Genomic DNA, 23,235 nt, shown 5'->3' with positions numbered 1-23,235 from the left:
CATCGACGCACGACGAAGGGTAAAGCGATTATGTCAAGAGTCTTTTTGATTAGGGATGCCAATGGAGAAACATCATGCGCGTCGTACTGATCGGCGCGACCGGCATGGTTGGCCAGGGCGCGTTGCGTGCCTGCCTTGCCGCTCGCGATGTCACGGAAATCATCGTGGTCGGCCGCCGTGCGCCGCAGGGCTACGATGATCCGCGACTCAACGTCGTCATCGTGCCGGATCTGGCGGGCTTTCAGGCTACGGACGTCGTGTTTTCCAAGGCCGATGCGTGTTTCTTCTGCGTCGGGGTGTCGTCATTCGGTATGACGGAAGCGGCTTATCGGGCGATCACCTACGACCTCACACTGCACGTAGCCCACGAACTGGCACGCGCCAATCCCGCGATGACGATGGTGTATGTCTCCGGCGCCGGCGCGGACAGCAGCGAACAAGGCAAAAGCATGTGGGCCCGCGTTCGCGGCCGGACCGAAAATGCCTTGCAGCGCCTGCCCTTTCGATGCGTGGCTATTTTCCGGCCTTCGGCGATCATTCCCGAAGACGGCATACAGTCGCGCACCGCAGCGTATCGATGGATGTATGTTGCGCTCAGGCCGCTGCTTTCCGTAGTACGCCGACTCTCGCCCGAAAGCGTGCTCACGACGCGCATTGTGGGCGATGCCATGCTCAATGCCGTGCGTCTCGGTGTGCCTCGCGCCGTTCTGAAGCCTGCGGATATTTATAGACTTGCCGGCGCGGGCATATGATTGTGCAGCGCGCGGACGGCGATTTTCCGCGCGCTTTTTCCCCATGCCCCAGTGCGGGCGAATGCGTAACCGCAGCAGTCGGGAAGGGCGATCAACAGCCACTTCACCGTCAACGATATTATTTTTGTGCCGCCTTACGCTTGCGCGATTCCGCCTTGCGGCATAGATCAGTGAGTAGCCAGCGCGCGATCAACTCGGGGCGATTCTGGCCGTAGGGGGCGAACTTGATCTCGTTCTCGAAGTAGACGATGACACTGCCGGTCATCACTCGATAGGAGCCGGCGTAACCTACGCCATCCAGTTCCACACGCAAGGGATGCGTGGTTTCATATTCTGCGGAAGCCAAATTATTGCAAAAAGTGTCAAAAATATGACGATATCGTTTTACCTGGCATCTGGTCAATCGAATATGCGATTTGTTTCATATTTCGTCGCGACAACGACGCCTGCGTAGATAACGCCCTTGCGGAGCTTGCGCCGATCACGCAGGCGCGATCTTCGATAAGCGCCAATTCGAGCCGCTTTTTGAACTGCTTTCAGCGGCTAACCCGCCATGGAGGCCTCAAGTCGATCAAGCAAAAGCGCGCGCAAGGGATGCGCAGCAAGCTCATCGCGCCGGCGCGGATGAGCCGCACTCACTTCAAGCACATGGCTGGCAGGCCGCCGCGCCGCGCCATTCGCCGGCTCCAGCAACACAATGCGGTCGGCCAGATAAAGCGCTTCCTCGATATCGTGAGTGACGACGAGCGCCGCCATGCGATGCGCCTCGACGATCGTGAGCAGCAATTGCTGCAGGCGCATGCGCGTCATCGCATCCACGGCGCTGAACGGCTCGTCGAGCAGCAGCAGGCGCGGCTGCGCGAACAGCCCGCGCGCAATCGCCACACGTTGCGCCATGCCACCCGATAAATGCTTGGGCCAGTGCGCGCCATCGTCGGCACGCAGGCCAACCTCATCGAGCAAAGCCTGAGCGCGTGAGAGCGCCGCGCCGCTCGCACGTTGGGGAAACGTAATGTTGTCCGCCACGCGCAGCCACGGCAGCAGTCGCGGCTCCTGAAAAATCACGCCGGCCAACGGCGACGGCCCCTGCTGCGTGACGCCATCGAGCGAAACGGTGCCGCTAAAATCCCGGTCCAGTCCAGCCGCGATGCGCAGCAACGTGCTCTTGCCGCAGCCGCTTGGCCCGAGCAACGCCGTGATTTCACCGGGCGCGAGCGCAAGGCGCAAATTGTCGAGAATCGTGCGATCGCCATACTGTTTCGCGCGAATATCGAGTTCGAGCAAGGCCGCCTGCGTCATGTGCGCTCTCCTTCCTGGGCCGTATCGCGCCAGGCCAGCACGCGTGATTCGAGCGCGCGCATCGCGCTATCCGTGAGTTTGCCGAACAGGCCCAGCAAAATAATGGCGCCGAATACGACGTCGGGCCGCCCCGTCTCTCGCCCATCGCTGAGCAAATAGCCTAGTCCGCGCGTCGCGGCGATCAGTTCGGCGGCGACGACAAACATCCACGACACCGCAAGCCCCGTACGCAAGCCCGTGAAAATCTGCGGCAAGGCGGCGGGCAGGAGAATGCGCAGAAAAAGCCGCCACGGCGGCAGGCGATAAATCGCGCCCAGCTCCACGAGCTTGCGGTCCACGTTGCGAATACCGGACACCACGCTCAAATGCACGGGGAAAAACGCACCGATCGCCACGAGTGTGATCTTCGGCGCTTCGTCGATCCCCATCCACAACAGCAATACGGGCACCCAGGCGAGCGAGGGAATCGCGCGCAACGCCTGAAAACTGGGATCGAGCAGCGCATCGAGACGACGGCTCAGACCCATCGCCGCGCCGATCGCAATCGCCAGCGCCGCGCCGCAGCCGAACCCCACCGCCACCCGCGCGGTGCTAGCCGCGATATGGCGCAGCAGATGGGCGCTGCCCAATTGCCAAAGCGCTTCGAAGATCGCCGATGGCGCGGGCACGAGGTTGTCGGGCAACACGTGCGCACGCACGAGCGCTTCGATGGCAAGCAGGAAGGCTACGGGCAGCAGCGCTCCGGCTATGCGCCAGCCGCGCGGCAATGACAAAGATGGCGGCGATGGTTGCGTCGATTGCGGCGAACTCTTCGCAACAGCGCCCTCCACCGCGCGCGCGCCGGCTTCTACATCGAGTGCTCCCATCGCCTGAACTCCCTTACTGACGCTGCGCGGAAGCCAGCGCCGGCTGCGCCGCCTGCGTGTCGATCAGCGACTCGATTACGCGGTTCAAATCGGTGCCCGGCTTCACGAGCTGTTCCTGCGTGAGGATCGGCGCAGCAGCCTGAAGCGCCTTGATCTGCGTCTCCCCCGGTTCGGGCTGGCTGAAGTCGTTGCGGCTCAGCTGCAGCTTCGCAACCGCAAGCGAAACCTTCGAATCTTCCGCGACGATCTGTGCGGCCTCATCCGGATGTGCGCCAATCCAGACACGCGCGCGTTCGTACACCTTCAGCACGCGGGTGACGGCATCGGGATATTGCTTGAGGAAGTCTTCGCGAACGTTCAGGAATCCCCAGGTATTGAAATCGACGTTGCGATACAGCAAACGCGCGCCATTGTCGACCTGCGCAGCGGCCATGTGCGGATCGAGTCCCGCCCACGCATCGACCTGTCCATTGACGAGCGCCGTACGGCCGTCGGGATGCTGAAGGTTGACGATTTCCACGTCGTCGCGCGATAGACCCACCGTATGCAGCGCGCGCAGCGTGAAGAGATAGGGATCGGTGCCCTTGGTCGCCGCGATCTTCTTGCCCTTGAGATCGGCCAGCGTCTTGATCGGCGAATCCTTGCGCACGACCAGCGCCGTCCATTCGGGGCGCGAGAAAATATAGACCGTCTTGATGGGATTGCCGTTGGCCTTGGCCAGCACCGCCGCAAGTCCCGCTGTCGAACCCATGTCGATCGCTCCGCTATTCAGGTATTCCAGCGCGCGATTGCTGCCGAGACTGAGCACCCAGCGCACTTGCGTATGATCCGGCGCGAATGCCTGCTCGAGCCAGCCGTTGCGCTTGATCACCAGACTTTCCGGCGAATAGTAGGCGTAGTCGAGCTTGATTTCAGCAGGCGCGGCGCCTGCCGCCCACGCGGAAACAGCGGGCACCGTCACCAGCGCGAGCGCCGCGAGTTTGCGCCAGCTGCGCAACGGCGCAGCGATTCGACGCCATAGCGTCAGTTTTGTCGTTTGATTGCTCATCTGTTTTCCCGTTGTTATGCGTAGCGTATTGGGCGGCATAACCGCACAATCTCCGAGCTTAGAAAAATCCGCGCTGGAACAGAACCAAGATTCGCTCACATGGAAAGCAGGGAAATCGATATTCGCGCGGCCCCAGGGCTTTAAAAGCACTTTAAGAATGCAAATCGATAGCGCCGATAACGTTTCGAGAATCCGTTATTGGAACGCCGCTGCGCGCCTTTCTATACTCGTCGCTCACGCCATCGGAGGCTCTTCGTGAGTTGGTGTGGCCTCGCCCGTGCGGCCACCCACGCGCCTCCACCGACGAAGACAGTAAAGAGGAAGACAGCATGACTGCATCCAGACCCGACGACAACGCACTTTCCACGGGCACCGATTACGACACCCTCGCGACCCGGTTCCGGCCGATCTTCGCCGAAATCGCAAGCGGCGCCGCGCAGCGCGACCGCGAACGCATCCTGCCGCACGAAGCCATCGCCGCGCTCAAGGCCGCGGGCTTCGGCGCGGTACGCATTCCCGTGCAATACGGCGGCGCGGGCGCATCGATCCCGCAACTATTCCGCCTGCTGATCGAACTGGCCGCGGCCGATTCGAATCTGCCGCAAGCGTTGCGCGCGCATTTCGCCTTCGTGGAAGACTGGCTCAACGTGCCGTCCGACGCCGATCAGCGCGCGTGGTTCGACCGCTTCGCAAGCGGCCAGATCGTCGGCAGCGCCTGGACCGAAGTGGGCGACGTCGCTGTTGGCCAGACGAAGACAAAGGTCGCGCAGCGCGATGGCCGCTACTTCCTGAATGGTTCGAAGTACTACAGTACCGGCAGCATCTACGCCGAATGGATCGACGTCTATGCGCAGCGCGAGGAAGACGGCAGCAACATCATCGCCGCCGTGAGCACGCAGCAAAACGGCGTCGTGCGCGAGGACGACTGGGACGGCTTCGGCCAGACCACCACGGGCAGCGGCACGACACATTTCAAGGACGCCGTGGTCGAGCCGCGCAACATCATCGATTTTTCGCGCCGCTTCAAATATCAGACCGCGTTCTATCAGCTCTTTCACGTCGCCACGCTTGCCGGCATTGCCGAAGCCGTGAAGCGCGACGCCGCCACGCTGGTGCGCAACCGCACGCGCGTCTATAGTCACGGCAACGCGCCGCATGTGAGCGAGGACGCGCAGATCCAGCAGGTGGTGGGCGAGATCGCCTCGTGGGCCTACGCCGCGCAAGCCGTCGCCCTGCAATCCGCCGAACCCGCACAGCGCGCCTATGTGGCCCGCTTCGGCCACGACGATGCAGCCGAACACGCGGCCAACGTCGAAGCGGAAATCGCATCGGCGCAAAGCCAGCTCGTGACTTCGGAACTCGCCTTGCGCGCGGCGACGCATCTGTTCGACGCGCTCGGCGCATCGGCGATCAGCAAGCGCCTCGGGCTCGACCGTCACTGGCGCAACGCGCGCACGGTGTCGTCGCACAATCCGCTCGTCTACAAGGCACGCATCGTCGGCGATTGGGCCATCAACGGCACCGAGCCGCCCTTCGAATGGCAGATCGGCAACGGCCCCGGCCGTGGGAGCAAGTGAGCACCATGAGCAAGACCATCCGTTTCAACGCGTTTGAAATGAACTGCGTGGGCCATCAGTCGCCGGGCCTCTGGCGTCATCCGCGCGACCGCTCGTGGCAGTACAAGGACCTCGAATACTGGACCGATCTCGCGAAGATTCTCGAACGCGGCCTGTTCGACGCGATTTTTATCGCCGATGTGATTGGCTATTACGACGTCTATAAGGGCGGCAACTATCATGCGCTGCATCAGGCCGCGCAGATTCCCGTGAACGATCCGCTGCAACTGGCCGCGCCGCTCGCACTGGCGACCGAGCATCTGGGCATCGGCATCACGGCGTCGACCAGCTTCGAGCACCCGTACACCTTCGCGCGCCGCCTTTCCACGGCGGATCACCACACCAAGGGGCGGCTGGCCTGGAACGTGGTGACGTCCTACCTCGAAAGCGGCGCGAAAAACGTCGGCCAGAGTGGTCTTGCCGATCACAACAACCGCTACGAAGTGGCCGCCGAATACGTGGAAGTGCTCTACAAGCTCTTCGAAGGCAGCTGGGAGGACGGCGCGGTCGTGCGCGACCGCGAGAAGGGCGTGTTCACGCACCCGGAAAAGGTGCATGAGATCGGCCACAAGGGCAAATACTTCGAAGTACCAGGTTATCACCTGTGCGAGCCTTCGCCGCAGCGCACCCCGGTACTGTTCCAGGCCGGCGCGTCCGGTCCCGGCAAAACCTTCGCGGCACAGCACGCGGAATGTGTGTTCGTCGCCGCGCCCACGCAGACGCTGCTACGCGACTATGTGGCCGAAGTGCGCCGCCAGGCCGCGCTCGCGGGCCGCGATCCGCGCAAGCTGCTGATCTACAACCTCGTCACGGTGATCGTCGACGAAACCGACGAAAAAGCTCAGGCGAAGTTCGAGGAATACCAGCGTTACGTCTCCTACGACGGCTCGCTCGTCTTCATGTCCGGCTGGACCGGCATCGACTTCGGCCAGTATCTGCCGACCGATACGGTGCGCCGCGTGGAGACCAATGCGATCGTCTCCGCCGTCGAACATCTCGCGGGCGGCGACAAGGCGTGGACCATCGAGGAACTGGCCCGCTGGGGCGGCGTAGGCGGTCTCGGGCCTGTTTTCGTGGGCTCGCCTTCGACCGTCGCGGACATCCTGCAACAATGGGTCGAGCACACCGACGTCGATGGCTTCAATCTGGCCTACGCGATCGCACACGAGACCTTCGAGGACATCGTCCAGCATCTCGTGCCCGAATTGCAGCGTCGTGGCGTCTATGCGCGTGAATACGCGCCCGGCACCTTGCGCGAAAAACTCTTTGGCAAGGGTGCGACGCTGCCCGACGATCACCCGGCCGCGCAATACCGCGATATCGAACGCGTGAAACGCGAAGCCGCAGCGGCCCCGCACACGGCCGAAGCTGCCGAAACAGCCTGACCGTACCCACCCGCGCCGCTCAGCCGGCGCGGGATACTTCTGCTCACAATTTTTCTGGACCCTACATCATGACCGAACTCGCCGCCCAGGCGGGAGACGGCGGCGCGCTGCGTCGCGGTTATCTTTCGCTATCCGAATTGATTGCACAATCGATTGGCCTTGTCGGCGCGGCCGGCGGCGCCGGCCTGTTGATTCCCGCCGTATTTGCCACCGCCGGAAACGGCACCTGGCTCGCCTATCTGCTTGCCACCATCGGCCTGCTGTTTGCCTCATGGAGCATCACGCAATTCGCCAAACGCACCGCTTCGCCCGGCGCGCTCTACACCTATGCAGCACGCGGACTCGGCCCGATCTGGGGCGTGATTGCGGGCTGGTCGCTGCTGATTGCCTATGGCATCGGCGCGGCAGGTATCCTGCAGGGCACCGTCAACGAAGTCGTCGTACTGTTCAAGGACGTCGGCGTCGGCGCAGCGGGCACGGGTCTCGTCGCGTCGATTGCCATCACCGTGGCCGTCACGATCGGCGCGTGGTTCATCACCTGGCGCGATATCCGTCTGTCCACGCGCACGACGCTCTGGATCGAGTTGAGCACCGTCGTGCTGATCCTGTTCGTGATCGGCGCGGCGCTGTTCCTGCATCATCGTTGGGTCGATCCGCAGCAGCTTTCGCTCGCCGCCGTCAAGCCCGACCAGTTGCGCCTGGGCATGGTGCTCGCCTTCTTCAGCTTCACGGGCTTCGAGAGCGTCACCGCATTGGGCGTCGAGGCGCGCGAACCGTTCCGCCTGATTCCGCGCGCCGTGATCGTCAGTATTCTTGGGCCGGCAGCGCTCTTTCTCGCCGCTTCGTATGGGCTCGTCGCATTGTTTCAAGGCGCGGCCACGCCGCTCGACCAGGCTAACGCGCCGCTCTCGGCCGTGGCGCACGGCATCCATCTGGGCGCGCTCGGCGTACTGATCGACGCGGGCGTGGCGCTGAGCTTCTTCGCGGCGTTCTTCTCTTCGATCAACGCCGCCGCGCGGCTGCTTTACACCTTCGCGCGTCAAGGGCTGCTGCACTCGGCAACGGGCCGCGCGCACGCGGGCAACGCCACGCCTCATGTGGCCGTGACGCTGATCGCACTGCTTTCGCTTGTGGTTGGCGTGGTGTTTCAGTTGCGCGGCACGTCGCTGTTCGATGCTTACGGTTATCTGAGCACGATCGCCACGTTCGGCTTTCTGCTGACCTATGTGATCGTCGCGATTGCCGCGCCGGTTTTCCTGCGCCGCCGCGGTGAACTCAAGCCCCTGCATATCGCGATCAGCGTGATTGCGGTCGTGCTCATCGCCATTCCGTTCGTCGGCAGCATTTATCCCGCTGCGCCGGGTGCCTATGCCGTGCTGCCCTACGTATTCGCGGCGCTGCTGGCCGCCGGCTTCGCATGGTTCGTCGCGCTGCGCATCCTGGCGCCGCATCGTCTGCACGATATCGAGGCCGAACTCGCCGAAGAAGGCGCGCCGCAAGACCTCGAAGCACAGCCGGTGGCGCTGCCCGCTTCGGCAACGTAATGCGTCAAGCCGCGATACGATTTTCGTCTTGAACGGCTTGAGCGCCGTGCACTTCGTTCGCAGCATCGAACGGGTGCACGACCGCGTCGGTCGCGCGCCATGCAAACCGGCGCAGCAGTTCGCCATAGCCGCCGCGAATCACGAAATGGCCGCACTTGTGCGCATAGGCCTCGCGTCGTAGACGCCAGGCGCGCGGCAGGCAGTACCAGGGCAACGCGGGCAGATCGTGATGCACAAGATGGTAATTGTTGTTGAGGAACAGCAGGCGCATCACAAAGCCGGCTTCGTTGATGACGATGCGCGCCTTCGGCTCCGGCGCGGCGCGATGTTCGTAGAGCGAGCGGATCGTCGCGATCGACAGCGCGGGCCAGGTAATGGCCAGCAGGTAGTACCACCACGGCACGCCAGCCCATACGTCGAGGACGAACAGCAGCGCGGCGACGCTGATCCCGTGTGCGATCCACATCGGCGCATAACGGCGGTCGCCCTCGCGCAGCGCGCGCCACGCGGTCGCGGTCACGGCCGCCGCGCTCATCGGCGGCCCCACCAGCATTCGTCCCACGAAGCGTTTGCGCGCCTGCCACAAGGCGCGACGCCACGCCGGCCATTGCTGCCAGCGTTCGGCGGGCACGTAGTTGCTTTCGGGGTCGAGTCCGGGGAGCGTGAGCGCCTCATCGCGATGATGTTCGAGATGCGTGTCGCGATAGAGCGTGTAGGGAAACCAGATCGCGAGCGGCGGATAGCCCAATAATCTGTTTAGCCATGCCAGGCGTGTGGGATGACCGTGCAGCAACTCGTGTTGCATCGACATATGCCATGTGCAGAGCAGCACGAAGAGCGGCGTCGCGCCCGCCAGCGAAAGCAAATGGCGGTGCAACAGCCATACAGTGCACACCCAGCCGCCATACACAGCGGCGATTAACAGCCACGTAGGCCATTCGGTGCGGGCGGCCAGGCCCGCTTGCAGCGCGGCAACATCGCGCGCGTGATCGGTATCGAAATATTCAGCCATGATTCCCTGCACGGGTCCGTTCGCTTACCTTGGCCCGCAATTGCCCACATTTATCTAAACTGTCACGATGAGCCACTGGATCGCCGCCCTGCCGATGTATAACGTCACCCCGCAGCACGACGCGCTGTGGCGCGCGCTGCTGCGCGATACGCTCGATGCCTTTGCGCAGGCAGGCGGCCCGCGCGAGGTGGACCTCCCTGCTGCGTTCCCCCACGACCTGCTCACGCTCTGGCGTCGCCCCGATCTGCTGCTCTCGCAGACATGTGGCTTTCCCTATCGCATGTTGGGCGTCGCGAATGCCGTCCATCTGCTCGCCACGCCCGCCTTCGACGTCGAAGGCTGCGAAGGCGCTTTCTATCGCAGCGTGCTCGTCGTCTCGGCACGCGCGTGGGATGCCGGCGCGGTATCGCTCGCGGCCTGCCGGGGCCTGCGCGCCGCCTGTAACGGCCCCGATTCGCACAGCGGCATGAACGCCCTGCGCCACGCCGTCGCGCCCCATGCGCATGACGGGCGCTTCTTCTCGTCGATTGAGTGGGTCGGCTCGCATCTCAACGCGTTGCGCGCGCTAGGCGCGGGCGAAGCGGAGGTAGCGGCCATCGATTGCGTGACGCTGGCCTACGTGCGCGATGCGCTGCCGGAGTTGCTGGACGACATTCGCACGATCGGCGTGAGCGCCGCTGCGCCGGGACTGCCTTTCATCGCCTCGCGCACGGTGCCGGAGCAACACGCTGCGTTGCTGCGCGATGCGCTCGACGCTGCCTGCGCCGCCGATGCGCAACGCGCCCGGACGCTGCGCCTGCGCGGCTTCGTGCGCCTCGCGGCGGCAGACTACGCGCGCATCGAACAATACGCCGACGAGGCCCGCGCGCTCGGCTACCCTGAACTCGCGTAAATGACGCGGCCCGTGAAGCGTCCTCGGCGCAGTATAAAAAGGCGGCGCGCGAGGCTCCAATAACGAATCGGCAGATCGATATAACGGGCACACGCGAGTGCCCACCGCACGAGGCTTGCCGCGCTCTTATCTTCCATTCGGGAAAGCAATGCAGGGATTGATATAAAGCCCGCGCCCTCGGCCTATAGAATGGATCGCCTGCGCGGCCTTGCTGCCGGCTCATCTAACAGACCCATCTAACAGACAACCCGGGGATCACCATGACAGGAATTGGGCGCGCCGTGCGCGTTATTGGCGCGGGCATCGTTGCCGGCGCTGCATTTGCCGCGCCGCTTGCGCACGCTGATGTCTCGCTGCTCAACGTTTCGTACGACGTCACGCGCGAACTCTATAAGGACATCGACGCGAGCTTCATCGCCGACTACAAGCAAAAGAGCGGCGAAACCGTAACGATCCGCCAGTCGCATGGCGCGTCGAGCGCGCAGGCGCTCTCGGTCCTGCAAGGTCTGCAGGCCGACGTCGTCACCATGAACCAGCCCAACGATATCGACCTGCTCGCCGAACGCGGCCAGCTCGTGCCCGCCGACTGGCGCTCGCGCCTGCCCGACGCGAGCGCGCCCTACACCACCACCATGGTGTTTCTCGTGCGCAAGGGCAATCCGAAGCACATCAAGGACTGGGACGATCTGACCAGGGCCGGTGTGCAAGTCGTGATCGCCAATCCGAAGACCTCGGGCAATGGCCGTTATGCGTATCTGGCCGCCTGGGGCTATCGCAAGCTGCAGGGCGCGAGCGACGCACAGGCGCTCGATTTCGAGCGCGCGCTGCTCAAGAACGTACCGGTCCTGGATGCAGGCGGACGCGGTGCCACCACCACGTTCACGCAGCGCGACATCGGCGACGTGCTCGTTACTTTCGAAAACGAGGTGGGCCTGATTGAAACAGGCGCGAATGCCAAGGACTTCGAAGCAGTCTATCCGTCCGTGAGCCTGCTGGCCGAGCCGCCCGTCGCTGTCGTAGACAAGGTCGTCGACAAGCGCGGCACGCGCAAGGAAGCGCAGGCCTACCTCACATATCTGTACACGCCGGCGGCGCAGGAAATCATCGCGCAGCATCATCTGCGTCCGCGCGACAAGGCCGTGCTCGCGAAACACGCCGACGAGTTCAAGCCGCTCAAGACCTTCACGGTGGAACAGGTGTTCGGTAGCTGGCAAAAGGCGCAGGCTGCGCATTTCGCCGACGGCGGCACATTCGACCAGATTTACGCGGATCGCAAGTAACGCTGCGTGAAGCATTTAAAAAGCGGGACGGGTGTTTTAAACACCCGTCCCGCTTTTGCGTTTAACCGCTCTTTAAAACCGGCTCAGTTCCACGCGTGGCGCGCAGGCTTGGCGCCATTCAGATAGTAATTGCCGACGAGGTGATACTTCCAGCGCACCGGATCATGCAGCGTATGCGTGCGCGCGTTACGCCAGTGGCGGTCGAGATTGTGCGCGGCAAGCGTCGATTGCGTACCCGCCAGCTCGAAGAGTTTTTCCCCTGCCAGCAGCGCCGCTTCGGTGGTCAGCACCTTGGCCTCGCCCACGGCCACCGACGCGCGCGCGACATCGTCTTCGCTCACCGCGTCCTGTGCGGCGATTTCGTCAAGCACCTTCGCCGAGCGTTCAAGCAAGGCCTCAGCCGCGTGCAACTGGATATAGAGGCGGCCAATCTCGCGCACCGTCAACGGATCTTCGCTCGCGCGCTCGACGCCGCTATCGACCCAAGGCCGCGCGCGCTCGCGCACGAAAGCGAGCGTATCGTCAATAGCCGCCTTCGCGATCCCCGCGTCGATGGCCGCCTGAATGATCTGCGAAACCGGGCCGTTGAGCGTCGGCTGATCGGAGACGCGATACGCGGGCAGCACATGCGATGCGCTCACGCGCACATTCTCCAGCGTGACCGTGCCGCTCGCCGTGGTGCGCTGGCCGAAGCCCGACCAGTCATCGGTAATCGTCAGCCCAGCCGTGCCCTGCGGAATATAGGCGAGCCAGCCGCGCCGCTCGTCATCGAGTCCGAGCACCGGAACGAAATGCGCGAACAGTGCACCCGTCGAATAGAACTTGGTGCCGTCCACGACATAGTCGTCGCCATCGCGGCGCACGCGCGTTTTCAGATCGAGCACGTTTTTTGTGCCCTTTTCGGAGAACCCATTGCCAAAGCGCTTGCCCGCCAGCACTTCTGCGAAGAAATAGCGCTTCTGTTCCTCGGTGCCCGTAAGCGTAATCACGTCGACCAGACCAAAATGATTCTGCGGCAATTGCCCAATCGACGAATCGGCGGCAGAAATCAGCTTGACGACTTCGGTGAGCGTGACGAACGACACGCCCGCGCCGCCGTAGGCCTTCGGTACCGTGATGCCCCACAGGCCCGATTGCGAGAACCATTCGATCTCCTCGCGCGGCAGCCGCCGTTCACGATCGCGCTCGGCGGCGCCCTCGGCAAGACGCGCGGCGAGTTCGCGCGCGACGGCGATCGCTTCGTCATCGTCGGCGATCACGCGCACGTTCGCGCGCTGGCCCTGCTCTCCGGTCTCTGCCATGATTTTCTCCGCACTAGTGTAGGTGCGGACAATCTAGCAACGAACGCGACGCCCGCCAAACGAGCGATTGGCAGATCGATATTCCATGGCGTGGCACGTTGCGGCGGTAATATTCGTGTTTCTACAGAAGCCCACGAGAGCACAAGCGGGAAATGACCGGCACGCCTACGCACAAGCCCGAAGCCGCACTGACGCATTCGCGCATCGATCCGCGTGTCTGGCAAGTCGCCCTTGTTGTTTCGATCGGCTCATTCATGGCTCAGATGGATTCGACGCTCGTGAATGTTTCGCTGTCGAGCATCGGCCATACACTCGGCGCGCCCCTCGCGGCGACGCAATGGATCGTGAGCGGCTATCTGCTCGCGATGGCGTTGATGCTGCCGCTCAACGGCTGGCTCGTGGACCACGTGGGCGCAAAGCGTCTCTATCTGTTCTGCTTCGCCGCGTTCACGTTTGCCTCGATGCTCTGCGGCGCGGCCCACGGCGTTGCCGCGCTGATCGGCGCGCGCCTCTTGCAAGGGCTCGTCGCGGGCGTGCTGGCGCCCATGGCGCAGATGATGATCGGGCGCGTTGGCGGACAGAACATGCAGCGCGTGATGGGCTATACGACGCTGCCCATCCTGCTCGGCCCCATTGCCGGGCCAGTGCTGGCCGGGGCGATACTCGCGCACGCATCGTGGTCGTGGCTCTTTTTCGTCAACGTGCCCATCGGTGTGCTGGGTGTGGCGCTCGCGGCGCGGATGTTACCGCGCGATACGGTGGCAGCGCAGCCGCGCCCGTTCGATTTCGCCGGTTTCGCGCTGGTTTCGCCGGGTCTTGTCGCGTTGATCTATGGCTTGCAAGGCAGTCTCCTGTGCCTATGCGCAGGCTTCGCGCTACTTGTTGCTTTCGTGCTCTACGCAAGGAGCAAGGGCGAAGCCGCGCTGATCGACGTTCGGATCTTTCAGGGACGCACTTTCCGCGTCGCCGCCCTCGTGCAGTTTTTCGCCAATGGCATCATGTTCGGCCGCCAGCTTGCCGTGCCGCTCTTTCTGATCGCAGGATGCGAGCTTTCCGCGTCACACGCGGGCGGCCTCGTTGCGATCATCGGGATCGGCATGATGATTTCGTTCGCAATCCTTGGCATTTTGACCGACCGATTCGGCTGCCGTGCAGTTGCGGCAGGCGGCGCACTGCTGGCGCTGCTCGGCACGCTTGCGTTCGTGTGGATGGCGTTCAACGGCTATTCGTCCGCGTGGGCCGTGGCAAGCCTCTTTCTTGCCGGCCTGGGACAAGGCACCATCAGCGTGCCGTCGATAGCGGCGGCCTACGCATCGCTGCCGAAAACGCGTATGCCTGTCGCCAATACCGCGCTCAATATCGCGCAACGCATCGGCGGTCCTTTCGCGACGACGCTGATATCGATGTCGCTCGTCATGACGCCAGGCCATGCGTCGGGCGTACAGGTGCATCACTTTGAGGCTGCATTTGTCGTGCTCGCGCTGCTGCACGCCTTATGCCTCGCTGCTACGCTGTGGCTGCCAATGCGGATCGAGCGCACGCCGCAGCGTTAATCCTGGCGGGTGTATCGGCGCCGCCTGGACGCGCAATATGTTGAAGCCGGTGGCCAGGTCACTCTAGTGCATAGCTTGTAAAACCAGGCCTTGCCACACGATCCTGGCAAGGATTGCGTGGTTTGAGTGGGTTGGTGGCGACTGGCGGTTAGTTGCAATTTGAAGGAAAAATCGCGCGCAATGCGCCTGTAAAGACTTCGCGGACCACGGCTTACAGGCGATAATCGGCAACCGGGAATCGATTTAAAATCCGGATTTGAAATGCGGACTAGAAGAGCGGAGAAGGAATGAGCAAGCAAGGTTTCACCACCAGCATCGTTCACGGCGACAGGATTTCGGGCAGCGAGCACGGCGGCGTGCGCCAGCCGATTCATACCTCGGTGCAATATGGTTTCGAACGCGTCGAGGACCTGATCGGCGTGTTCCAGGGCACGAAAAAAGGCGGCTTCAACTACGCGCGCCAGGGCACACCCACGACGGCCGCGCTCGAGCGCAAGATCACGAGCCTGGAAGAAGGCGTCGGCTCGATCTGCTTCAGCACGGGCATGGCTGCGATCACGGCGACCTTTCTCACGCTTCTGCGCGCGGGCGATCATCTCGTGTCGAGCCGTTACGTGTTCGGCAACACCAACAGCCTGTTCGGCACGCTGCGCACGCTCGGCGTCGAAGTCACGACGGTCGACGCCGGCAATGTCGAGGAGGTGAAGAACGCCATTCGCCCGAATACGCGCATGGTGTTCGTCGAGACCATTGCTAATCCAGGCACGCAGATTCCTGATCTGCAAGGCATTGGCGACGTATGCCGCGAACACGGCCTCGCCTATGTCGTCGATAACACCATCACCTCCGCCGCGCTGTTCAAGCCGAAGGCGGTGGGCGCGAGCCTCGTCATCAACTCGCTGACCAAGACGGTCGCGGGCCACGGCGCGGCGCTCGGCGGCGCTGTCACCGACACCGGCCTGTTCGACTGGAGCGCGTACCCGAACATCGCCGACGACTACCGCCGTTCGGCCGCGAAAGAGCAGGGTCTGCTGCAAATCCGCAAGAAGGGGCTGCGCGACATGGGCGCGGCGCTGTCGTCCGAGCAGGCGCATTCGATTGCTCTCGGCGCGGAAACGCTCGCGCTGCGCGTCAAGCAGAGCAGCGACAATGCGCTGGCCCTTGCGCAGTTTCTCGAAGGGCATGAGGCAATCGGCAAGGTGTTTTATCCTGGCTTGAAGAGCCATCCGCAATACGAAGTCGCACAAAAGCTCTTCAAGGGCGCGTCCTGGCTGCTGTCGTTCGAACTGCTCAACACGGAGCGCATGATCGACGTCGTCAACGCACTGCAATTGCCGATCAAGGCGACGGGCCTTGGCGACACGCGCACGCTCATCATTCCTGTTGCGCCGACAATCTTCTACGAAGCAGGCGCCGAAACGCGCAAGGCGATGGGCATTTCCGACGGCATGCTGCGCCTTTCCGCAGGCATCGAAGATATCGACGATCTGATTGCGGACTTCACGCAGGCGCTCAAACTGGCGGCATAACGCACCAGGTATCTGGATTACGGCCCGGCTATGCCGGGCTGGATACGCCATCCGCAGCAAATCGCGTCGTATCAAACGCGAGCACCCGTCTCCCGCCCGCTCCCTCATCGCGCGCAAACGCCCGCCGGGCCGGGCCTCGCGCTCGTTCCTGAGCGGCCCGCAATGCGAGTATCCGCACGCGCTCGATTCTCTTATTCTGTTCTCACTGGAAGGCACGGCATCGGGCCGCTGCCACTGCAAGCGAGACAGAAAATGAGCGATGCAACTCAACACGTCATTCAGGCCATGAAGCTCAATCACCTGAGCTTTCCCTCGGCCAATACCGAAGCCACGGCGGCTTTTTTCGAGCGATATCTGGGCTTCACGATCGCGGGCAGTTGGGATCGCTCGTATATCCTCAAGCGTCCCGGCTATGACGTCGTGATCGATCATGCTGGCGCCGACGCGCCCGCGTGGCCGAAGAATTTCCACCTCGGCTTCGAACTGCCGGACCTCGAAGCCGTGCAGGCGCTTTACGCGCGATTCAAGGCCGAAGGCGTGCAGATGGAGACGGCGATATTCAATAACGGGCGGGGTTCGCGCTTTTTCTGCCGCGCACCGGGCGGCGTGATGTTCGAGATGAATACACGCAAGGATGCTGCGCAGGAATATCAAGGTACGTTCGACGATTGAATTGCGGTGCGTCGCGACGGCCCCTTGGCGCACCAGCGCTTCGCGGCTCGTCGGCGATTGCTCGTTTTATATGACGAATGCCTGAACAGGCGACCTGTTCCTCTTATTTCCCCCACGCGAAATACGTAGCAGAAAATCTTCGAAGGGATTCGTTGACCGGCGCGCGCCTCGCCGAGCATCATGCGCGTTCGCCGTGCATGCACGCTTGCGCTATCCCTTTCAAGGCCACACTACGATGTCGAAACCTTTGCACGATCGCCACGGCGCGAATGACACGCGCCGTCTGCTCCTTAAAGCCGGCGCGGCGGGTGCCTTACGCGGCGTCACCGCAACGGCGGGTGCGCTCGCTGCTGCGCTCGGCAGCAGCGCGGCGCGCGCGGACGACGCCAAGGTGCTGCGCGTCGGCTACCAGAAGTATGGGAACTTCGTTGTCCTGAAGGCTCAGAAAACGCTGGAGAAGCGCCTCGCGTCCGCCGGCTTCACCGTGCAATGGCTTGAATTCCCGGGCGGCCCGCAATTGCTGGAGGGCCTCAACGCAGGCGCCGTCGATGTGGGCACCGTGGGCGAAACGCCGCCGATCTTCGCGCAGGCAGGCGGCGTGGATTTCGTCTATATCGGCAGCGAGCCGCCTGCGCCGCGCGCCGAGGCCATCGTCGTGCAACAGGACTCGCCGATCCGCACGGTGGCCGATCTGCGCGGCAAGCGCGTCGCGCTCAATCGCGGCTCGAACGTGCATTACCTGCTGGTCGAAGCGCTCAAGAAAGCGAATCTGCGCTATGACGATATCCAGCCCGTCTATCTCGCGCCCGCCGATGCGCGTGCGGCCTTCACGAGCCGCAGTGTGGACGCATGGGCGATCTGGGACCCCTACTTCGCCGCGATCGAGCGTCAGGCGAACGCGCGCGCCATCGCGACCGGCGAAGGCCTCGTGAACAACACGCAGTACTATCTCGCGGGCCGCAAGTTCGCCGCCGCGCACGCCCCGATCGTGCATGCGCTGCTCGACGAAATCGCCGCCGTGGACAACTATGCGCGCGCCAATATCGCGAGCGTGGCTTCGCAACTCTCACCGCTGGTGGGGCTCGATGCCGGCACGCTCGAAGTCGCGCTCAAACGCACGACGTTCGGCGTGCGCCCGCTAGACGCGGCCACCTTCGCGTATCAGCAGCAGATCGCCGACACCTTCACCGATCTCAAGCTGATTCCGAAGAAGCTGGTCGTCGCCGACGCGCGTTGGGACGCAGCCTGATCTTGCCACCTTCGCTCAAGGCTTGACGCGCGGAAAGCGCGCGTTTTCCTCGAGCGAGTCGAGCTCCAGGTGACTGCGGATATAGCGCTCGCTTGCGGCGGCGCGTGGCTGCCAGTCCCAGTGTTCGATGCGGCCCTGGCGCGTGGCGCGAAAATGAAAGCTGCGGCGGCGCTGACTGGCCAGCACGGCCTCGTGCAACGCGTCGAGATTCCATCTGCGCGCGACTTCCGCACGGAACTGCGCACAGCGCGGCTCGTGCAAAGGATGTCTCGCGAGATTGCGCAATTCCAGCGGATCGTCTTGCAGATCGAATAGCTGCTCAGGGTCCACCGGCGAATAGACGTACTTGTAACGCTCGCGGCGAATCATCACGATCGGCGCGAGCGCGCCCTCGCCCAGATATTCGCCAATCGCTTCGTCGTGGGCCGATTGCGCCTGCAGATGCGGCACGAGGCTGCGCCCGTCGATCGCATCGGGCCAATTGGCGCGTCGCTCGCCCGTCGCCATTTCCACGAGTGTCGGCAAGAGATCGACATGCGAGACCGATGCCCGAACACGCGCCGGCGCGAAACGGCCCGGCGCATGCACGATCAGCGGCACGCGCGCGGCGCCTTCAAAAAACGTCATCTTGTACCAGAGGCCGCGCTCGCCGAGCATATCGCCGTGATCCGCGGTGAAGATCACGATGGTGTTGTCGGCCAGGCCCGTGGCATCCAGCGTATCGAGGATCGCGCCGAATTGGGCGTCGAGATACGAAAGCGCGCCGTAATAGGCACGCCGCGCGCGGCGCACATGCTCGGGCCGGATCGGCTCGCGGTCGATCTCGCAGGCTTCGCGTAGGCGGCGCGAATGCGGGTCGCTCTCCTCGAAGCCGAGCGTCACCTTCGGCAAATCGATTTCCTCGCCTTCGTAAAGATCCCAGTATTCGCGGGCAATCGCATAAGGATCGTGCGGATGCGTAAACGACGCGACCGTCAGGAAGGGCCGCGCGTCCTTGCCGCTGGCCTGATCGCGCGCGACATCGAACAGATGCTGACGCACCGTATAGCCCACTTCATCGTCGAAATCGAGCTGGTTCGTGCGCACGCAGGGTCCCGCGTCGAGCACGGAACTCATGTTGTGATACCAGCTCTGGCGACGTTGCGGATCGGACCAGTCCGGCACCCAGCCGAAATCGGCGGGATAGATATCGGTGGTGAGGCGGGTTTCGAAACCGTGCAACTGATCCGGGCCGCAGAAGTGCATCTTGCCGGAAAGCGCGGTGCGGTAGCCGGCTTCGCGCAGATAGTGCGCGAACGTGAGCGTCTGCGCGGGCAGCTCGGCGGCGTTGTCATAGGCGCCGATGCGCGAAGGCAGGCTACCCGCCATCAGCGCATAGCGAGAGGGCGCGCACAGCGGGCTGGCGCAATAGGCGGAGTCGAACACGACGCCTTCGCGCGCGAGCTTGTCGATGCGCGGCGTCTTCGACACCGGGTTGCCATAGGCGCGCAGCGCGGCTGGCGTGACCTGATCGCCCATGAGGATAAGGATATTCGGTTTCGCGTTATGAGCCATGAGCAGGCGTCGATAGAATGAACGATTACGATTGCAGGATGCTTCCTGTGACACCTTAGGTCAGCGGGCACGACGGCGTGAACCCCTTGCACGCTTATGAGCACATAAGCAAACGCGGCAAATGCACGCGCGATCCGTCATGCCTCGAAAGCCTGCCCCATGAATACCGCCATCGACATGACCGCGAATCTCGCCCAACCCTTGCGCGCCGCGCGTGAAACGGCTCAAGACCGGCTGCCGCCGATGCAGGCGCTGCTCGCCTTCGAATCGGCCGCGCGGCTGAAAAGCTTCACCGCCGCCGCGCGCGAGCTGGGCACCACGCAGCCCGCCGTGAGCCAGCGCATCGTGCAGCTAGAAGCGGATCTGGGCGCGCCGCTGTTCGCGCGCGGCCATCGCGGCGTGACGCTCACAGCCGAAGGCGAACGGCTGTTCGATACGGTCCGCACGAGCCTGGAGACGATCCGCGCCACGGCCGCCGGTATCCGCGCAAGCCGCACGGATAACGTGCTCACGATCCTCACCGATCCGGGCTTCGCCGCCTACTGGCTGATGCCGCGCCTCGCATCGCTCAAACATGCGATGCCCACGCTCGACGTCCATATCGTCACCTCACAGGCCGTCTTCGATCCGCGAAGCGACCGCGCGGACGTGGCCATCGCATTCGGCGACGGCAACTGGAAACCCTGCACCTCCACGCGCCTGTTCGCGGAGCAGGTCACGCCGGTCTGCTCGCCCGCGTTTGCCGCCGCGCATCGCCATGTCGAAGGGGCGCGCGACATGGCCGATCTGCCGCTGCTTCATGTCCATGCGCTGCAGCCGTCGCGCTGGCTCTCGTGGGATGCTTGGTTTGCGGCACACGCCCTGCCGCCGCCCGAAGCCGCGTGCAGCGCCACCTTCAACAGCTATTCGCTGGTGATTCAGGCGGCGCTGCTTGGGCATGGCGTGGCGCTGGGCTGGACGCCGCTCGTCGACGATCTGCTCGACAAGGGGCTGCTCGTGCGTTTGCTGGATGCGCCCGTCACGACCGAGCGCGGCTACTTTCTCGTGCGTCCGCCCGCGCGCCCCGAAGCGCCTGCGGTGCAGCGCTTTCGCCGCTGGCTCTTCAGCGTCTGCGAAACCGAAGCGCTTGCATAAGCGCGCGTTATGACCGAATAACGCAGCGGTGTCTTCACGGGCGCGATACCCGTGGGCGATAGTGGCGACTCGAATGTCTGTCCGGTCACGCGCAATAGTTCGGATTGCAAATCACTTGCGGGAATACGCTTATTCCATCGACTGATAAAGCGATTCGACCTGACGCGATGGCACTCTTGCCTACCACACGCCCACACCATGCAAACAAGAAAAACGATCCTCCTCTCGCCCGCACTGCGCGCCATCGCCGCCCTGGTCGCGTTCGCCGCCGCGCCGCTCGCTCACGCGCAAAGCAGCGTGACGCTTTACGGCATTCTCGACGCCGGCGTCACTTATGTCAGCAATAGCGGCGGCTCGCATCTGGTCGAATTCAGCGACGGCGTTTCCTACGGCAACCGCTGGGGCATCAAGGGCACCGAAGACCTGGGCGGCGGACTTTCAGCGGTATTCGTGCTGGAAAATGGCTTTCATCTCGGCAACGGCCAGAGTGGGTTCGGTGGCGCCGAATTCGGCCGCCAGGCCTATGTCGGTCTGTCGAATCAATGGGGCACGCTGTCGTTCGGCGACCAGCTCGACATGACTGAGGAAATGGTCTACGCCTACAACATCAGCGCATGGGGCAGCGGCTATGCGATTCATCAGGGCGACTTCGACCGCTTCAACGGCGACCGCCTGCCGAACTCGGTCAAGTTTCTTTCGAGGGAATTCGGCGGCTTCACGTTCGGCGGCATGTGGTCGTTCGGCAATGTGGCCGGCAATTTCCACGAGAACAGCGCCTATAGCGTGGGCGCGCATTTCGCGCGCGGCAGCTTCACGCTCGGCGCGGCCTATACGCAGTTGAACAATCCCAGCGGCATCTACGCATTCGACCCTTACGCGATGATCGGCACACGCACGTTCCTGGGCCGCCCGACCGTGAGCGTCAATGCCGCCACGGGCGCCGTCACCGATCTCTATTCCAGCACCAGCTTCCCGGTGGATCGCCAGGGCACCTTCGGCGTGGGCACGAGCTACGCAATCGGTACCGTCACGCTGATGGGCAACTATACGTATACGACCATCAAGGCCTTCGGCAACAGCTCGCACATGCAGGTCGCGGAAGGCGGCGCGGACTGGCAGATCACGCCCGCATTCAGCGCCATCGGCGGCTACCAGTACACGCATTTCGAAGGCCATCACTGGAACCAGCTTTCGGCCGGCCTCCATTACCTGCTGTCCAAACGCACTGACGTCTATGTGTCGGGCGACTGGCTCAAGGCTTCGCAGGGCGTGGACGCTGTGATCGGCTATAGCTTCGCGCCGTCGAGCACGTCCACTCAGGCGGATGTGCGCATCGGCATGCGCCATTCGTTCTGAGCCGCTCTATTCCGCTCCAATCCGTTCTAACGCGACAGCGCATATGCAATGCACGTTTGCTTCGTTCGTGCCACGCAGCGCCGACGCTAAGCTGTCCACATCTCTTATCGAACAACGCGTGAACACCAGTTACCTACAACATACGGGACGCTATCTAACATGAAACTCAAACAACTCATTCAGGCTATCGCCGCCCCCGCGGCACTCGCGCTGCTCGTCGCGCACGGCACGACGGCGCGCGCGGAAACCGTCAACATCGCCTATCAATACGGCGCCGATCCGGCCAAGCTCGCGCAGGCCAGCGCCGCTTACGAAAAAGCCACGGGCTGGACCATCAACTGGCGGCGCTTCGACACCGGCGCGGATATTGTCGCCGCGCTCGCTTCGGGTGACATCCAGATCGGCGACGTGGGTTCGAGCCCGTTCGCCGCCGCCGTGAGCCGCGGCGTGCCGGTCGAGGCCGTCGTGCTCAACGCGCTCACGGGCGGCTCGGAAGCGCTGGTCGTGCGCAATGGCGCGCATATCGACAAGCCGCAGGATCTGATCGGCAAGACGATTGCCACGCCGTTCGTGTCCACCGCGCATTACAGCCTGCTGGCCGCCCTCAAGCATTGGGGCATCAAGCCGGATCAGGTCCATATCGTCAATCTGGGGCCGACCGAAACCGTCGCGGCCTGGTCGCGCGGCGAAATCGACGCCGCCTATACGTGGGACCCGGCGCTCGGCAAGGCGCGCGAAAGCGGCCACGTGCTGGTGGATTCGGCGCAGGTCGGCAAGTGGGGCTCGCCCACGTTCGATCTCTGGGCCGTGCGCAAGGACTTCGCGCAGGCGCATCCTGAGTTCGTGCAGAAGTTCGTGGGTGTGACGCTCAATGCGATTTCCGACTATCGCGCCAATGGCAAGGGCTGGACGCCCGCTTCGGCGCAGGTGGCGGCGATCGCGAAGCTTTCCGGCGCAAGCCCTGCCGACGTGCCGCAACTGCTCGCGGGCAATCAATATCCCGATGCAGCGGAGCAGCGCTCGCCGGCGCTGCTCGGCGGCGGCACCGCGAAGGCCGTGGCCGCGACCGCGCGCTTCCTCGAAGAGCAGAAGAAGATCGATCAGGCGCTGCCCGATTACAGCGCCTCGATCACGCCGCGTTACGTCGCGGCGGCAAAGTAACCTGATTGAGTGCATAACGGGCGCGCCGCGCG

The 23,235-nt window shown here is 63.5% G+C and carries 20 protein-coding genes; 13 read left to right on the top strand and 7 right to left on the bottom strand.

The features are described 5' to 3' along the window. Positions 1-74 precede the first annotated feature (74 nt). Complete coding sequence (locus B0G62_RS21505) at positions 75-752, top strand: Rossmann-fold NAD(P)-binding domain-containing protein (RefSeq protein ID WP_103706225.1); 678 nt, start codon at positions 75-77, stop codon at positions 750-752. Positions 753-870: 118 nt separating this feature from the next. Here B0G62_RS21505 and B0G62_RS21500 read toward each other — a convergent pair whose 3' ends face one another. From B0G62_RS21500 to B0G62_RS21485, 4 genes are all read right to left on the bottom strand, one after another. Continuing rightward, the gene (locus B0G62_RS21500; protein WP_103706224.1) at positions 871-1,098 is read right to left on the bottom strand and encodes a hypothetical protein; all 228 of its coding nucleotides are present in this window, start codon (positions 1,096-1,098) and stop codon (positions 871-873) included. A 197-nt stretch (positions 1,099-1,295) separates the two neighbouring features. Then, positions 1,296-2,051, bottom strand: coding sequence for an ABC transporter ATP-binding protein (locus B0G62_RS21495; RefSeq protein WP_103706223.1), 756 nt, complete (start codon positions 2,049-2,051; stop codon positions 1,296-1,298). Continuing rightward, complete coding sequence (locus B0G62_RS21490) at positions 2,048-2,917, bottom strand: ABC transporter permease (protein WP_103706222.1); 870 nt, start codon at positions 2,915-2,917, stop codon at positions 2,048-2,050. The genes B0G62_RS21495 and B0G62_RS21490 overlap by 4 nt, the downstream gene beginning before the upstream one ends. A 13-nt stretch (positions 2,918-2,930) precedes the next feature. Then, positions 2,931-3,965, bottom strand: coding sequence for an aliphatic sulfonate ABC transporter substrate-binding protein (locus B0G62_RS21485; protein WP_103706221.1), 1,035 nt, complete (start codon positions 3,963-3,965; stop codon positions 2,931-2,933). 329 nt (positions 3,966-4,294) lie between these two features. Between B0G62_RS21485 and B0G62_RS21480 the strand changes: the two genes are divergently transcribed. The 3 genes from B0G62_RS21480 (at position 4,295) to B0G62_RS21470 (ending at position 8,510) form a co-directional block, all read left to right on the top strand. After that, a complete protein-coding gene (locus B0G62_RS21480; protein ID WP_103706220.1) occupies positions 4,295-5,542 on the top strand; it encodes an acyl-CoA dehydrogenase family protein in 1,248 nt (415 codons plus the stop codon). A gap of 5 nt (positions 5,543-5,547) precedes the next feature. Beyond that, entirely contained in the window at positions 5,548-6,966 is a 1,419-nt protein-coding gene (locus tag B0G62_RS21475; RefSeq protein WP_103706272.1) for an LLM class flavin-dependent oxidoreductase, read from the top strand. 68 nt (positions 6,967-7,034) lie between these two features. After that, positions 7,035-8,510 (top strand): APC family permease, encoded by a 1,476-nt coding sequence (locus B0G62_RS21470; RefSeq protein WP_103706219.1) that lies wholly within the window; start codon positions 7,035-7,037, stop codon positions 8,508-8,510. 4 nt (positions 8,511-8,514) lie between these two features. Here B0G62_RS21470 and B0G62_RS21465 read toward each other — a convergent pair whose 3' ends face one another. After that, positions 8,515-9,522: a fatty acid desaturase gene (locus B0G62_RS21465; RefSeq protein ID WP_103706218.1), complete on the bottom strand. Its 1,008-nt coding sequence runs from the start codon at positions 9,520-9,522 to the stop codon at positions 8,515-8,517. A gap of 67 nt (positions 9,523-9,589) precedes the next feature. On the opposite strand from B0G62_RS21465, the gene B0G62_RS21460 reads away from it, so the two are divergent. Both B0G62_RS21460 and B0G62_RS21455 read left to right on the top strand, forming a co-directional pair. Next, positions 9,590-10,414 (top strand): phosphate/phosphite/phosphonate ABC transporter substrate-binding protein, encoded by an 825-nt coding sequence (locus B0G62_RS21460; RefSeq protein ID WP_103706217.1) that lies wholly within the window; start codon positions 9,590-9,592, stop codon positions 10,412-10,414. Positions 10,415-10,674: 260 nt separating this feature from the next. Then, positions 10,675-11,694 carry a sulfate ABC transporter substrate-binding protein gene (locus B0G62_RS21455; RefSeq protein ID WP_103706216.1) on the top strand — a complete coding sequence of 340 codons (1,020 nt, stop codon included), beginning with the start codon at positions 10,675-10,677 and terminating at the stop codon, positions 11,692-11,694. An 83-nt stretch (positions 11,695-11,777) separates the two neighbouring features. On the opposite strand, the gene B0G62_RS21450 is transcribed toward B0G62_RS21455, so the two are convergent. Continuing rightward, positions 11,778-12,995, bottom strand: a complete 1,218-nt coding sequence (locus B0G62_RS21450; RefSeq protein WP_103706215.1) for an SfnB family sulfur acquisition oxidoreductase — start codon at positions 12,993-12,995, stop codon at positions 11,778-11,780. A 152-nt stretch (positions 12,996-13,147) separates the two neighbouring features. Between B0G62_RS21450 and B0G62_RS21445 the strand changes: the two genes are divergently transcribed. The 4 genes from B0G62_RS21445 (at position 13,148) to B0G62_RS21430 (ending at position 17,998) form a co-directional block, all read left to right on the top strand. Then, positions 13,148-14,548 carry a DHA2 family efflux MFS transporter permease subunit gene (locus tag B0G62_RS21445; protein ID WP_103706214.1) on the top strand — a complete coding sequence of 467 codons (1,401 nt, stop codon included), beginning with the start codon at positions 13,148-13,150 and terminating at the stop codon, positions 14,546-14,548. 287 nt (positions 14,549-14,835) lie between these two features. Then, the gene (locus B0G62_RS21440; RefSeq protein ID WP_103706213.1) at positions 14,836-16,077 is read left to right on the top strand and encodes a cystathionine gamma-synthase family protein; all 1,242 of its coding nucleotides are present in this window, start codon (positions 14,836-14,838) and stop codon (positions 16,075-16,077) included. A 285-nt stretch (positions 16,078-16,362) separates the two neighbouring features. Then, positions 16,363-16,749: a VOC family protein gene (locus B0G62_RS21435; RefSeq protein ID WP_103706212.1), complete on the top strand. Its 387-nt coding sequence runs from the start codon at positions 16,363-16,365 to the stop codon at positions 16,747-16,749. A gap of 235 nt (positions 16,750-16,984) precedes the next feature. Continuing rightward, complete coding sequence (locus B0G62_RS21430; RefSeq protein WP_103706211.1) at positions 16,985-17,998, top strand: sulfonate ABC transporter substrate-binding protein; 1,014 nt, start codon at positions 16,985-16,987, stop codon at positions 17,996-17,998. A gap of 15 nt (positions 17,999-18,013) precedes the next feature. Here B0G62_RS21430 and betC read toward each other — a convergent pair whose 3' ends face one another. Continuing rightward, entirely contained in the window at positions 18,014-19,552 is a 1,539-nt protein-coding gene (gene betC / locus B0G62_RS21425) for a choline-sulfatase (RefSeq protein ID WP_103706210.1), read from the bottom strand. A 243-nt stretch (positions 19,553-19,795) separates the two neighbouring features. Between betC and B0G62_RS21420 the strand changes: the two genes are divergently transcribed. The 3 genes from B0G62_RS21420 to tauA all read left to right on the top strand — a co-directional run bounded on the left by B0G62_RS21420 (position 19,796) and on the right by tauA (position 23,203). Beyond that, complete coding sequence (locus tag B0G62_RS21420; RefSeq protein ID WP_103706271.1) at positions 19,796-20,686, top strand: choline sulfate utilization transcriptional regulator; 891 nt, start codon at positions 19,796-19,798, stop codon at positions 20,684-20,686. A 198-nt stretch (positions 20,687-20,884) separates the two neighbouring features. Beyond that, positions 20,885-22,042 (top strand): porin, encoded by a 1,158-nt coding sequence (locus B0G62_RS21415; RefSeq protein ID WP_103706209.1) that lies wholly within the window; start codon positions 20,885-20,887, stop codon positions 22,040-22,042. Positions 22,043-22,201: 159 nt separating this feature from the next. Beyond that, complete coding sequence (tauA, locus tag B0G62_RS21410; RefSeq protein ID WP_103706208.1) at positions 22,202-23,203, top strand: taurine ABC transporter substrate-binding protein; 1,002 nt, start codon at positions 22,202-22,204, stop codon at positions 23,201-23,203. The last annotated feature ends 32 nt before the right edge of the window (positions 23,204-23,235 follow it).

The sequence above is a fragment of the Paraburkholderia eburnea genome (genome assembly GCF_002917095.1).
Taxonomy (GTDB): domain Bacteria; phylum Pseudomonadota; class Gammaproteobacteria; order Burkholderiales; family Burkholderiaceae; genus Paraburkholderia; species Paraburkholderia eburnea.
This window is presented reverse-complemented; position numbering and strand designations above follow the sequence as displayed.